A 13446-nucleotide genomic window follows, 5' to 3' on the forward strand; every position below is an offset into this window, starting at 1 on the left:
AGTCTTCTCACTGACCGTTTTTGGGGGGGCTAAGCCACCCCAAATCCCCAAAGAGGCCTTCGTTTGGCGGTACCGCGCAAGAATTCGGCGGTACCGACGGACGGAGTCCATTCGAAAGATGCCCGCCCCATCCGGGGCGGGATAGGAGAAATGACAATGTCTCTTGCCGCCGTTGCCGAGATTGCTGGACGCCAGGGTTATGTTTCCGAAGCTGCTGCCAAGCGGTTCGAAGGTATTCACCGCAATTATTCGGTAGCCGACGTCAACCGCCTTCGGGGTTCCATTCGAATCGAGCACACACTGGCCAGTCTTGGGGCGGAACGGCTGTGGAACATGCTCACGCACGACGATTACGTGCATGCGCTGGGTGCGCTGTCCGGCAATCAGGCCGTGCAGATGGTGCGCGCCGGACTGAAAGCGATTTACGTGAGCGGCTGGCAAGTCGCCGCGGACGCCAATACGTCGGGTCAGATGTATCCCGATCAGAGCCTCTATCCGGTGGATAGCGTTCCCACGTTGGTGGAGCGAATCAATTCCGCGCTTCAGCGCGCCGATCAAATCGAGCACGCCGAGGGCAAAAAGGACCGGTATTGGTATGCGCCGCTCGTTGCCGATGCCGAGGCGGGCTTTGGCGGTCCGCTCAACGCCTTCGAGTTGATGAAGTCGATGATCAAGGCAGGTGCGGCCGGCGTCCACTTCGAGGACCAATTGGCCGCGGAGAAGAAGTGCGGACACTTGGGCGGCAAGGTGCTCGTGCCCTCGGGGCAGTTCATTCGCACCTTGAACGCAGCGCGCCTCGCCGCCGACGTGATGGACGTGCCCACCGTGCTGATTGCGCGCACGGACGCCCACAGCGCGAAGCTTCTGACCAGCGACGTGGACGAGCGCGATGTTCCGTTCATCGATGGCAGCGGGCGCACGCGCGAGGGCTTTTTCCGTCTGAAGGGCGGTCTCGAGTGCGCGATTGCTCGCGCGCTTGCTTATGCGCCGTACGCGGACGTCATCTGGTGCGAGACGTCCACGCCGGACATGGGCGAGGCCCGGGAGTTCGCCGAGGCGGTGCACGAGAAGTTCCCGAACAAGCTTCTGGCCTACAACTGCTCGCCGTCGTTCAACTGGAAGAAGAATCTGAGCGACGCCGACATTGCCAAGTTCCAACGCGAACTCGGATCCATGGGCTACAAGTTCCAATTCGTGACCCTGGCCGGGTTCCACTCGCTGAACTTCTCGATGTTCGAATTGGCCCGCGGCTACCGCGATCGCGGCATGGCGGCGTATTCCGAATTGCAACAGGCGGAATTCGCCGCCGAGAAGAACGGTTATTCGGCCACGCGCCATCAGCGCGAGGTGGGTACGGGCTATTTCGATCAGGTGACCGAGGTGATCACCGGCGGCGAGTCCTCCACGATGGCCCTGGAAGAATCGACGGAAGCGGCGCAGTTCTAATTCCAGCTAAGAAGCGCGAAGGAAGTGTTCCTCGAATGGCCTGATGAAGCGCCGTTCGGGGGACCCATCGAGGACGGCGAAGACGACATGCCGGAACGTCTTCGCGAAGTCCGCATCGAGCGCCTGGCGGAAGAGCAGGGCGATGTCGGCGGCGTCGTTGCCGAAAACCCCGCAGCCCCAGGCGCCGAGCACCAAGGTGTCATGGCCCTTTTGGGCCATGATGGCGAGGACGCGATGGACGCGCTCTCGCATGATCGGGAGGATGCGCGAAACGTCAGCGGGGCGATTCTTTTGCACGGCGCCTGCGTTGACGGCGGGGCAGGTGACGAATGCGCAGGTGTAGAGAGCTTCCCGTAAGGGACCTTCGTTCGATCGGAAGACGGGAACGTCGGGCGAATAGATGGCCCAGTGCGAATAGAGCGGGTTGGGGCGCTCCTGGTGATAGGCATACATCGGGCGGCCGGCCAGGCAGGAATACAGCGCCGATGAGCGCGCGAGCGATTCCTCTTGGGCGTGTGCGCCGCTGAGAAAGCCACCCCCAGGATTCTTCGCCGATGCGAAATTCAACACCGCGGGCCGCCCAGCCGCGAGCCGCGCAGCCGCCGTGAGCGTGCTTTCATTGGTCACTTCGAATCGCGGCTCGTAGCCGGGCGAAGGAACCACCGCCACGGGCCGTTCGGGCGGAAAATCCTCGGTGCGGGCCACCGCCTCATCGCGTAGCGCGTCGATGCGAACCACGCGTCCCGACGGCGCCGTGTAGTGGCCGCGTTCGAGAATGGCCATGGTTTCCTGCGCAAGCTTCGCCGCGTACGCACGCGACATGGGCCCCCTCTGGGCCCCGCGCGGATCCGGTCCGCGCGTCATATGGGTCTGATTTTTCATGAAAGAGTTATTGACACTATTTTATCGTGTGACAAGACTCTTTTTGGAAAATTGCCAGAGCCGGAAGACTTTCGCGACCGCATCGAGGGGGTGCTCCTCGGCACCGCCATCGGCGATGCACTTGGACTGCCCATGGAGGGCATGGGTGCGCGCGCGATTGCGCGAAGTTTTGCGAAGCTGGATCGCTATTTCCTGTTGGGCAAGACCGGTTTCGTCTCGGACGATACGGAGCAGACGGCCCTGGTCGCACAGAGCCTCGCGCGGAATCCTCGTCGGGTGGACGCATTCGTGGGAGCCTTTCGCCGTGCGCTGCTCGGATGGTTCTTGCGGCTACCCTGGGGCATTGGCCTCGGTACGCTGCGCGCCTGCGTGCGCATTTCCCTAGGTTTGCGCAACTCCGGTGTTCGCTCGGCCGGCAACGGTGCGGCGATGCGCGCAGCCATCGTCGGGGCCTTCTTTTGCGATGCGCCTGCTGAACGCGCTGCCTGGGCCGACGCCCTTTCACGCGTGACCCACACCGATGTGCGCGCGGTGCAAGGCGCACGTTTCGTTGCCGAGCTGGCATCGCGCTGTGTGGTGCATGGTCCGAAGGTCGCACGCGGGATGCTGGTGCGCGATGCGCGCGCGGTGATCGATGAGCCATCGCTTTGCGCGGGGATCGAGCGCGCTTGCGCGTTGGAAAGCGACGGCGTTTCCATGGATCTGGCCGCGGCGGAGCTTGGCAACACGGGGTTCGTTCTTCACACGACGGCCTTGGCGACGTTTGCGTTCCTGCGTTTTGGCGACGATCCCGAGCGGGCCATGGTGGAGACCATCCGCGCCGGTGGCGACACCGATTCGAATGCCGCCATCGTCGGTGCCTGGGCAGGCGCGCTTCACGGGGCTCGAGGGCTACCCGCGAGGCTGGTCGACCGGCTGCACGACGGACCTTTCGGCCCTACGCACCTGCGGGCGCTCGCGGCGGACCTTGCGTGCGCGCGAAGCGGTGAGCCGGTGGCGCGGGCGTCTTATTCGTGGATCGCTGCGTTGGTGCGCAATCTGGTGCTTTATCCAGTCGTGCTCGCGCATGCCGTCAGGGTATTTTGCCGGCGATGACCAAGAAGACCGAGGTGATGACCCGACGCGTCGATCCGGAGGAGGCGGCGTTCCTTCGTGAGTATCGGCCGGTAGACTTCCCACGGCCGTCCGTGACGGTGGATGTCGCGGCGTTCAGCGTGCTCGACGCGGAGCTGCGCGTTTTGTTGGTCAAGCGGGGAGGGCACCCGTTCCGAGGTGCGTGGGCCTTGCCCGGTGGGTTCGTGCGTGTGGGCGATGGCCATCGCGATCAGGGCGAGGACCTCGACGCGGCGGCGACGCGTGAGCTCGAGGAGGAGACGGGCCTGCGCGCCGCCGACGTGTACCTCGAACAGCTGGGCGCGTTCGGCAAGGCGGGACGCGATCCGCGAATGCGCGTGATCACGGTGGCGTACTACGCGCTCATTCGCCCTGACTTGGTCCCGCTCGTGCGCAGCGGCGGCGATGCCACGGCGGCGGAGTGGCTCTCCGTGCATGCGCTGCGGCCGGCCGACATGGCGTTCGACCATCACGGCATCGTGACCCAGGCCACCCGCCGCATCGCCGAGCGCGTCTCCTCGTCGAGCATCGCCTCGAGCCTCGTGACCAAGACGTTCACCATCCCCGAACTTCGCCACGTGTATTCCATCCTCACGGGGAAGCCGCAGGACCCCGGCAATTTCCGCCGCAAGTTCGAGCGGATGGTGGAGGAGGGCATCATCGAGCAGGCACCGGGCAAGCGCATCACCGCATCGAAGCCCGCGCTCGTGTATCGATTCCTCCCGGAGAAAACGGAGCAGGCTCTCCGGAGATAGCCTCTCGCCTCGGATGGCCCAGCCGCCTTGCGTGGCACCAGTTGGCGCAGCCCGCGTGGCCGTTTTTCGGCAAAATTGCGCGGATCGATTGGTGCAACGAGCATGAGCATGCGAGCCAACCATTCTGCAGCTTCGTTGAGCGCCCTTTTTCTATCGGTCGTTGGGCCGATTCCTCTTCTAGCGGCAGCATCGTGCGGCTCCGATCCTGCACCGGAAAACCGTGCGCCCGAGCCCACGATCGACCACTCCGTCATGACGGAGAATGCGTGCGCGTCGGATGCGCGGCGGCTCGAGGGTGTCCGGGCGGGCAATCCGGTCGACTACCTCGCGCTTCGCCGTAACAACGGTACGCGCGATCCCGAAGTCTTCACCTCGGAGGGCACGGCCTGTGCGAACGCCGGCGATCAGGCAACGTGCATGCAGACCCTTGCCAGCATCCGCGAAACGACGGGGTTTCCGGAGCGATTCTGCGGTCCCTGTTCATCGGTCAACACGTACCTGGTGTACACGAGGCGCGACGAAGTTGGCTCGGTTACCTCACTCGATGCCTTGGCAACATTTCTTCGGCCCGTGCGCGATGCAAAGACGGCGGCGTTTCTCGTTCGCCAACATGGATATGACCTCGCCTGCTCCGAGCAGGCTCGCAACGCGCGCGCGTCCGGCGATGGGTTCGATATTCTCGCCGGGACGGGTGACGGTTGCGGGTCAGGTCAGGATATCAAGGAGCACATCCTCCACGTGAGCAAGGATGGGCAGGTCACCTTGCAGCAAACGGTCCTCGTCAAGGCGGCCGATCCGAATTGTGCATCCGGCCGCAGACCCGAAGGATTCGTGCTCACGGGTCCGTCGGACGATGCGAGTCCATTGGGCCGCTTCTTCGCGGAGGCCGCGGAGCTCGAAGCGGCATCGGTGCCGGCGTTCCTTCGCTTGGCCGAGGAGCTCGCGCACCACGGCGCACCCGCGGCACTCGTGCAGCGTGCGCGTGAGGCCGCCCGTGACGAAATCCGTCACACGGCCATGATGACGTCCCTCGCGCGCCGATTTGGTGCCGAGCCCTCCGTGCCCGAGGTCCCGCATCGTCCCGTGCGCGGCCTCTTCGAAATTGCGCTCGAGAATGCCATTGAAGGCTGCGTGCACGAGACGTACGCCGCGTTGCAGGCGACGCATCAAGCGCGGCACGCCAGCGATCCCCATATCCGCAAGATCATGAGGCGCATTGCCAAAGACGAAACGCAGCACAGTGCGCTCGCATGGAACGTCGCCGCCTGGGTCGAGCCGCTGCTCTCCGACGAAGAATGTGCCCATATCGACCGCGTGCGGTGTGAAGTTGCTGCTTTTCTCCTAAAAGGCGTTGCGGAACCGCACCCCGATGTCGTGCGCATCGCCGGCGCTCCATCGCAGGCAGAGGCCTCGCGTCTACTCGACGCCGTGGCCGGTGAGCTATGGCCAGGATCCCATCGGGCGCAAATGGCATGAATTGGCACAATTGGCGGCGCAATTAACGGCAAAAAAACCGCAAATGTGGATTGGCGCGCGATATGCGATTAGCGCGGTCATGCGAACCACTCATTCTTCGGCTTCCTTGAGAAAACTGTTCTTCTCCGTCGTGAGCCCGATTCCCCTTCTGGCGCTAGCCGCATGCAGCTCGGACAACGACGAGTCCGTCGGCATCGATCGCTCCGGTCTGACGGAGACGGCGTGCATTTCACGTGAGCACCCATTGGCGAATGTAAAAGCGGGGCGTCCCGTCGACTACCTCGCGCTGCGCAGCCAACGCTATCGCTGGGCGCCCGGTGGATCCGTGCCGGAGGGCGACCCCAGAACGGATGCCTCCGAAGGAACGGCATGCTCCAGTGCCGTCAACCAAGCCAAATGCCTCAAGGACCTCGAGGACCTTCGTCCGAATGTTTCGGGCGCTCCCAATTTCCCAGGGAGCCCTGGATCAGCCGTTTCCTACCTCGTTTATACCAGGGGCGACGAAGTAGGAATGGTCGAGTCCAGCGGCGAATTGGCGGCCTTCCTCCGTCCTGTGGCGGACTTGCAGACGGCGGCCTTTCTCGTGGATCGAAGCGGATACAGTCTTGGATGCGAGGAGGCGCAGCGCAATGCTCGCGTATCGGGTGACGGTTTCGATCTCCTCGCGCGCCAGGGCGACGGCTGCGGACAGAATATGACGGAGAACCTCCTTCACGTGAGCAAGGACGGCAAAATCACGGTGCTCGCCTCCGTGATCGTGAAGCCTGCCGATCCCCGATGCGCGTACGGCCGGAAGCACGAAGGGTTCGAGCCCGCCGGTATGTCCAGCGACGCAAGCCCGTTGGGTCGCTTCTTTGCGGAGGCAGCGGAGCTCGAGGCGGCGTCGGTGCCCGCGTTTCTGCGCCTGGCCGAGGAGCTCGCGCACCATGGCGCGCCCGCGCAGCTCGTGGATCGCGCACGCAGCGCGGCACGCGACGAAATTCGTCACACGGCCATGATGACGTCGCTCGCACGCCGATTCGGTTCGGAGCCGTCCACGCCCGATGTCCCGCATCGTCCCGTGCGCGGCCTCTTCGACATCGCGCTCGAAAACGCGGTCGAAGGCTGCGTGCACGAAACCTACGCCGCGCTGCAAGCCACCCACCAGGCGCTCCACGCGGCCGACCCTCGCATCCGCAAGATCATGAAGCGCATCGCCGAAGACGAAACGCGGCACGGTGCCCTCGCGTGGAGTGTGGCCGCGTGGCTCGAACCGCTTCTCTCGGACGAAGAGCGGGCCCGCATCGACGCTGCCCGAAGCGCCGCCGCCGCGGCCCTGATGAAAGGCACGGCGGAACCGCACCCGGATGTCGTGCGCATGGCCGGTGCACCGTCCGCGGCACAGGCCTCGCGCCTTCTCCACGCCGTTGCTGGCGAGCTTTGGACGTCATCCCACGCTGCTTGAGGAGATACCATGCGAACGAGACATTCTTCCGCCTCTTTGAGAAAGCTCTTCTTATCGGTGGTGGCACCGATCCCTCTTCTTGCCGCCGCATCCTGCAGTTCCGACCCGGAGGACACGAAGGTCGACAGTACGACGATGACGATGAGCGCGTGCTCTTCCTCTGACCGGATATTGGAGGGGGTAAGGGCGGGCAATCCCGTCGATTACTTGGCATTGCGCCACCAGCCAATCACGTATAACGACGGGAAGCGCGTGGCGTGGGGCGACCCAACGGTGGTCAGCTCCGAAGGAACGGCATGTTCGGGTGCTGCCGACCCGACTGCATGCCTCGCAAAGCTTGCCGAGCTGCGTCCGGCTGATGGAATTTTCCCTGATCTGGATGGATATCCACACCGCGCAACACAGGTGGTCTACACGCGACACGACGAGGTTGGAGCGGTCACCTCGGCTCAGGAGCTGGCGACATTTTTGAAGCCCATTACGGACGCGAAGACCGCGGGATTTCTGGTCCGGGAGAACGGATACGACATTTCCTGCGGCGGCGACGAACGCAATGCTCGCCCGTCGGGGGATGGATTCGACATCATCGGCCAAATCGGCGGCGGGTGCGGAAGGCGCGATCGCACGGAGGACCTGCTTCACGTGAGCAAGGACGGCCAGATCACCGTGCTGAGTTCCACCGTGGTGGAGCGCGCCGACCCAAACTGCAGCCCGGGCCGCAGGCCGGAAGGATTTGCCATGGCCGGCGCATCCGTCGACGCAAGCCCACTCGGCCGCTTCTTTGCCGAGGCAGCGGAGCTCGAAGCGGCATCCGTGCCGGCCTTCCTCCGTCTCGCGGAGGAGCTCGCGCATCATGGCGCGCCGGCCGACCTCGTACTGCATGCGTGTGATGCTGCACGCGACGAAATCCGTCATACGGCGATGATGACGTCGCTCGCACGCCGATTCGGTGCGGAGCCGTCTACGCCCGTTGTCCCGCCCCGCCCGGTGCGAAGCCTTTTCGACATTGCGCTCGAAAACGCGGTCGAAGGCTGCGTGCACGAAACGCATGCCGCGCTGTACGCGACGCATCAAGCGAGGCACGCCGCCGATCGCCGCATTCGCAAGGTCATGAAGCGCATCGCCGAGGACGAAACGCGGCACGGCGCCCTCGCGTGGAGTGTGGCCGCGTGGATCGAGTCGCTGCTCTCCGACGAAGAGCGCGCCCGCATCGATCAGGCGCGCAGCGATGCCGTCACGACCCTCATGAACGGCACCGCGGAGCCGCACCCCGATGTCGTGCGGATTGCCGGTGCACCCTCCGCGGCGCAGGCCTCGCGCCTACTCCACGCGGTGGCCGGCGAGCTCTGGGCGGCTTAGAAGTGCGATTGCACCGATAGATTGAAACTGCGGTCCACCAGCGAGGTGCCCTCCGGGGCATAACGCGGCCAAATCACGTACTCCGTGAGAATCATCACGTTGTCGTGGGGATTGAAGGCCAGGGCGGGGGCGTGGATGACTTCTCGGACCTTCACGTCATTGTAGAAGCCCACGCTCCCGTTGTAGCGAAGCGTGAATCGCCAAATGTTGATATCCGCGCCCACCAGCGCATAGTCGTTGCTCTTCGAGAATCGACCGGGAATGGCGGGTGTCGTCGGCGTGGCCGGAATGGCGCGGTATGGGAATTCCCAAACCGATTGTCCTTCCTGGTGTTGGTACTCGGCCCTCAATTCGAAAAGATCGTTCTTCAACGTGGCGTCGAAGGCGCCGCGCACCACATCGTGCGTCCCGCCGGGAAGATCCGCCTGGAAAAACTGGGCCGAGAGTGCAGCTTCCAACGTCATGCCGTGTCCGAGTCGGATGAATGGCCCTGCGCGCCCGATGAAATTGTTCATGCGGCGACCGCCAGGGAGCGAAATGGTATCGCGCGCCACCAGCGAATTGTTCGTCGTGCCGTCGCTTAGGAAATACTGCAGCGCGTAGTGGAACGAAATGTCGCGATCGGCCGGCGGCTCGTTCGACTCCAGGGACACGCCGTATTCGGGGTCCGTTTTCATTCCATCGTAGAGCTGGATATTTCCGTAGAACGACTTGTCCCAAAAGAGTCCAAGCCGGCTGTACACCTTGCCGACCTTCACCGTGGCCGAGCCCAAGTCCGCCGAAACATAGGCTTCTTGCAGCCAAATGTTCGAGGTGAAGAAGGCGCGATGCTTCGTATCGCGAAAGCGCGGCTCGATGTGGATCTTGAATCGTCCAAAGTCGGCGTTCAGCAAAAGGCTCGCGTACAGCTCGACGATCTTGGGTCCCAGATCGATTGGCTGATACCAATAGAGAATGGTTCCGCCGCCGATGCGCAGCGTCTTGGTCCACGCCGGAATTTCGATCGGCGTCGGCCACGCGCTCGGTCCCGGTTCGCCCTGGGTGAGCAGCGTCGTCTGCACCGTCGGGGCAGCGTATGCTTCCGCGCCGAAACCTGACCAGCAAGGCCAGCCAGGCAAACCAGGCAAGAGGAAGAACGCGAAGAAAGTACCTATGCTTAAGGCAATGGAGGCGATCCGATGAAGCGTATTCACGGCGCAACCATAGCGCACACGACGGTTGCGGTAACCCCAAATTTCGTTATAGTGGACACGTGTTCACTAAAAAGGAGGCGCGTCGGACCGGCGTGCGGGAGCCCATGATCGAAGTCGACGGAGTGGAGAAGACCTACGGCCGGGCGACTGCGCTGGCGCCGACGTCCATTCGTTTCGAGGCCGGAACGACGACGTCGATCATCGGTCCGAGCGGCTGCGGAAAGTCGACCTTGCTGCGCATCATCGCGGGACTCATCCCGGCGGATCGCGGAAAGGTGACCTACGACGGCGAGGTGCTCAGCCCCGACAACGTGAACGCGCTGCGCCTGCGCACGGGCTTCGTGCTGCAAGATGGCGGGCTCTTTCCGCACCTGACGGCGCAACGCAACGTCACCTTGGTCGCCGAAGTGATGGGCCGCGGTACCGACGCCTCGCGGCGCGAACGCGTGAAAGAACTGGCCGCGCTCGTGCGCCTTCCCGAGGCGCGCCTCGTGAATCACCCGCGCGACCTTTCCGGCGGCGAGCGCCAGCGCGTCAGCATGATGCGCGCACTCTTCCTCGACCCGAGCTGGGTGCTGCTCGACGAGCCGCTCGGCGCGCTCGATCCCATCACGCGGCGCGGCCTGCAGACGGAGCTGCGCAGCATCTTCGCGCGCTTGAACAAGACGGTGATCCTCGTCACGCACGACATGGGCGAGGCGGCCTACCTCGGCGACCGCGTGCTCTTGATGCGCGCCGGCCGGGTCGTGCAGGAAGGCACCGCGCGCGAGCTGGCCGAGCAACCGGCAGAGCCCTTCGTGTCCGAGTTTCTGCGCGCCCAGCGCTCGCCGCTCGAGGAGGACGCCGCCTGATGCGTGGGGCATCCTCCGCGCTGGCCGTCCTCCTGGCCGCCGCGCTCTCGCTGCTCACCGCGCCCGCCCGAGCCGACGAAAAGACGATTCACGTCGGCTCCAAGCGCTTCACCGAGTCGTACGTGCTTGCCGAGATCGTGCGAAAGGTCGCCGAGGACGCGGGCGAGGTGCAGGCGGTGCACCACCAGGGGTTGGGCAACACCGGCATCGTGTTCGCGGCCCTCAAGGGCGGCAACATCGACATCTATGCAGAATACACCGGTACGATTGCGCGCGAGCTGCTCGGCCACAAGACCGACAAGGCCTCGGACGACCTCGAGTCGTTGAACCGCGAGCTGGCTCCGCTGGGCCTTCAGGCGGGCATCCCGCTGGGGTTCAACGACACGTACGCGCTGGCCATGCGCTCGGAGGTGGCGAGCCAGCGAGGCGTGCGCACCATCAGCGAGATTGCTCCGCATGCCGAATTGCGTTTTGGCTTTTCGCAGGAGTTCCTCGAGCGCGCCGATGGTTGGCCGGCGCTGGTGTCGACCTATGGCATCCAGGCGCCGCGCCCGCGCGCCATCGAGCATGCCCTGGCGTACAAGGCCTTGGTCAATGGCGACATCGACGTCGTCGACGTCTACTCCACCGATCCCAAAATCGAGGAGGAGCACCTCACGGTGCTGCAAGACGACAAGCAGCTCTTTCCGCGCTACGACGCCGTGCTGCTCTATCGAAGCGATCTCCCCAACCGCGCCCCGCGCACGTGGGCCGCGCTTCAACGGCTGAAAGGCTCGATCGACGAGAAGACGATGACGCGCATGAACGCGGATGCGGAGGTGCGCAAGCTCAACTTCGACGCGATTGCGCGCAATTTCCTGGCCGGCCCCGGCGCGGGCGCGGAAAAAGAGGCGTCGCGGCGCTCGTTCTTCACCTTGCTCTTCGGGAGCGATTTCCTGAAGCTGACACGCGAGCACGTCACCTTGGTGGCCATTGCGGTGCTTCTCGGCACGTTGGTCGGTGTGCCGCTCGGCGTGTGGGCGGCCTACCGGCGGCGCGCCACGCAGCCGATCCTCGGCGCAGTGGGCGTGCTGCAGACCATTCCTTCGCTCGCCCTGCTGGCGTTCTTGATTCCGCTGCTGCACCAAATCGGCTTCGTACCGGCGCTGGTGGCGCTGTTCCTGTATTCGCTGTTGCCCATCGTGCGCAACACGTACACGGGGCTCTCGGATATCGCGCCTTCGCTGAAGGAGTCGGCGCTGGCGCTGGGGCTGCCGCGCGGGGCACGGCTGCGGCTCGTGGAGCTGCCGCTGGCGTCGCGGGCGATCCTCGCCGGGGTGAAGACGTCGGCCGTGATCAGCGTGGGGACGGCGACCATCGCGGCGTTCATCGGGGCGGGCGGTTACGGCGAGCGCATCGCATCGGGTCTCGCGCTGAGCGACAACGATTTGCTCCTCGCCGGCGCCGTTCCTGCGGCGGCCATGGCGCTGCTCTTCGAGGGCTTTTTCGGCCTCGTGGAGCGGTGGCTCATTCCTCGGCCGCTTCGGACTTGAGGGGAGGCGCGAGGCCGGGCCCGAGCGTGCGGCGCAGTCTGGCGGCGAGCCAGGGTGGCGCGGCGACCGTCGTTCCCATGATGACCAAGATGATGGCCATGTAGATCGATGGCTCGATGAGCGGGTGCCCATCGAGCCGGATGCGTGCGCCGGCGTCGGCGAAGATGAGACCGACCTCGCCGCGCGGGAGCATGCCGATGCCGACCAGGAGCCGGTCGGCCCCGCGCGTGCGCATGCCGATGCCTGCAATGAGCTTTCCGCCCACGGCGGCGGCACCGAGCAAGGCCGCCAGCAGCAGCACGTGCAGCGTGGCGCCGTGCAGGTCGACGGAGACGCCCGTGCGCACGAAGAAGATGGGGGCGAGGGTGGCGGCGGTGGGGCGAATCAGCTCCGCGATGTCGTGCTTCGTGTTCGACCCGAAGGGGCGCACGTGCACCTCGTCGAGAACGAGGCCCGCCGCGAAGGCACCCACGATGGCCGCCAGCCCCGAGAGCGCGCTGAGTCCTGCGAAGGAGAGGCAGAGCGCAATGGCCAGTGCGCTGAGCACACCCTCGGTTTGCAGGCGCGCGCCGATGCGAAATACGCCGGGTGTGACGTAGCGTCCGACCAAGAGCGCGCCGATCAGGAAGGCCGCCGCGAGCCCGAGGAGCTGCAGCGCGTGCATCGGGCTGGGCACGGTGCCCTCCTGCGCGATGGCCGTCACCACCGACAGAACGATGAGCCCGAGCACGTCATCGATGACCGCCGCGCCGAGAATGACCCGCGTCTCCGGCCGCCCCAAGGCGCCCAAATCGCGCAGCACGCGTGCGGTGATGCCCACGCTGGTCGCTGCCAACGTGGCGCCGATGAACAGGTGCAGGACGTGGGTCGCATGCGGCGCGGCGAGCATGCTCGCGCCGTAGCCGAGCACCATGGGCGCGACCACGCCCACGACCGCGACGGCACCGGACGAGGGGATGACCTCGCGCATGTCAGCCACGGTCGACTCGAGGCCGACCTCGAACAAGAGCAGCACGACGCCGAGCTCCGCGAGGAAGCTCACCGTCTCGGTGGTGGCCGCTTGCTCGAAGACGTGAACACCGACCATGTCCAAATTGCCGAGCACGATGCCGGCGAAGAGCTCTCCCAGCACCGGTGGCTGCCCGAGCCAAACCGCGAGCTGCCCTCCGAGCTTCGCTGCGACGAGCATGGCTGCGACGACGAACCAAATCGTCGGCGAAACACCGTGACCTCCCTCGGACGAGGAGGCGAACGCCACACCCGGCGCGACCACGGTGGCCAGGGCTACGAACCAAAACGCCGAGCGCACGCTGGGCTTATAACCACTCTACTATTCTGGCTCCATTCAAACTGGACGCGCAGAGTACGAATCTGTGTACCAGCCGAGTACGAGCC

General features: G+C 64.9%; 11 protein-coding genes. 8 read left to right on the top strand and 3 right to left on the bottom strand.

The features are described from left to right. The first annotated feature begins 156 nt into the window (after positions 1-156). Positions 157-1446: an isocitrate lyase gene (gene aceA / locus LZC95_16985; GenBank protein ID WXA98516.1), complete on the top strand. Its 1290-nt coding sequence runs from the start codon at positions 157-159 to the stop codon at positions 1444-1446. 6 nt (positions 1447-1452) lie between these two features. On the opposite strand, the gene LZC95_16990 is transcribed toward aceA, so the two are convergent. Next, a complete protein-coding gene (locus LZC95_16990) occupies positions 1453-2268 on the bottom strand; it encodes a TIGR02452 family protein (GenBank protein WXA98517.1) in 816 nt (271 codons plus the stop codon). Positions 2269-2379: 111 nt separating this feature from the next. On the opposite strand from LZC95_16990, the gene LZC95_16995 reads away from it, so the two are divergent. The 5 genes from LZC95_16995 (at position 2380) to LZC95_17015 (ending at position 8475) form a co-directional block, all read left to right on the top strand. Further along, on the top strand, positions 2380-3423 hold the full coding sequence (locus tag LZC95_16995; protein WXA98518.1) for an ADP-ribosylglycohydrolase family protein: 1044 nt from the start codon (positions 2380-2382) through the stop codon (positions 3421-3423). Further along, positions 3420-4196, top strand: coding sequence for an NUDIX hydrolase (locus LZC95_17000; protein WXA98519.1), 777 nt, complete (start codon positions 3420-3422; stop codon positions 4194-4196). The genes LZC95_16995 and LZC95_17000 overlap by 4 nt, the downstream gene beginning before the upstream one ends. A 102-nt stretch (positions 4197-4298) precedes the next feature. Continuing rightward, entirely contained in the window at positions 4299-5672 is a 1374-nt protein-coding gene (locus tag LZC95_17005; GenBank protein ID WXA98520.1) for a ferritin-like domain-containing protein, read from the top strand. Between the two features lie 130 nt (positions 5673-5802). Continuing rightward, positions 5803-7116, top strand: coding sequence for a ferritin-like domain-containing protein (locus tag LZC95_17010; protein WXA98521.1), 1314 nt, complete (start codon positions 5803-5805; stop codon positions 7114-7116). A 252-nt stretch (positions 7117-7368) separates the two neighbouring features. Beyond that, the gene (locus tag LZC95_17015) at positions 7369-8475 is read left to right on the top strand and encodes a ferritin-like domain-containing protein (GenBank protein WXA98522.1); all 1107 of its coding nucleotides are present in this window, start codon (positions 7369-7371) and stop codon (positions 8473-8475) included. Here LZC95_17015 and LZC95_17020 read toward each other — a convergent pair. Then, positions 8472-9536, bottom strand: coding sequence for a hypothetical protein (locus tag LZC95_17020; protein WXA98523.1), 1065 nt, complete (start codon positions 9534-9536; stop codon positions 8472-8474). The genes LZC95_17015 and LZC95_17020 overlap by 4 nt on opposite strands. A gap of 236 nt (positions 9537-9772) precedes the next feature. Between LZC95_17020 and LZC95_17025 the strand changes: the two genes are divergently transcribed. Further along, positions 9773-10519, top strand: a complete 747-nt coding sequence (locus tag LZC95_17025; GenBank protein ID WXB00347.1) for an ATP-binding cassette domain-containing protein — start codon at positions 9773-9775, stop codon at positions 10517-10519. After that, positions 10519-12051, top strand: a complete 1533-nt coding sequence (locus LZC95_17030; GenBank protein ID WXA98524.1) for an ABC transporter permease subunit — start codon at positions 10519-10521, stop codon at positions 12049-12051. The genes LZC95_17025 and LZC95_17030 overlap by 1 nt, the downstream gene beginning before the upstream one ends. Here the strand turns inward: LZC95_17030 and LZC95_17035 are convergent. After that, on the bottom strand, positions 12026-13360 hold the full coding sequence (locus LZC95_17035; GenBank protein WXA98525.1) for a cation:proton antiporter: 1335 nt from the start codon (positions 13358-13360) through the stop codon (positions 12026-12028). The genes LZC95_17030 and LZC95_17035 overlap by 26 nt on opposite strands. Positions 13361-13446 lie beyond the last annotated feature (86 nt).

The organism is Sorangiineae bacterium MSr12523 (assembly GCA_037157775.1).
In the GTDB taxonomy this organism is placed as follows: domain Bacteria; phylum Myxococcota_A; class Polyangia; order Polyangiales; family Polyangiaceae; genus Pendulispora; species Pendulispora brunnea.

Bases quoted from the DNA above. Each gene is read 5' to 3' on its own strand.
- aceA (WXA98516.1), top strand. From the start codon at position 157: ATGTCTCTTGCCGCCGTTGCCGAGATTGCTGGACGCCAGGGTTATGTT.
- LZC95_17025 (WXB00347.1), top strand. From the start codon at position 9,773: ATGATCGAAGTCGACGGAGTGGAGAAGACCTACGGCCGGGCGACTGCG.
- LZC95_17005 (WXA98520.1), top strand. From the start codon at position 4,299: ATGAGCATGCGAGCCAACCATTCTGCAGCTTCGTTGAGCGCCCTTTTT.
- LZC95_16990 (WXA98517.1), bottom strand. From the start codon at position 2,268: ATGTCGCGTGCGTACGCGGCGAAGCTTGCGCAGGAAACCATGGCCATT.
- LZC95_17000 (WXA98519.1), top strand. From the start codon at position 3,420: ATGACCAAGAAGACCGAGGTGATGACCCGACGCGTCGATCCGGAGGAG.
- LZC95_17030 (WXA98524.1), top strand. From the start codon at position 10,519: ATGCGTGGGGCATCCTCCGCGCTGGCCGTCCTCCTGGCCGCCGCGCTC.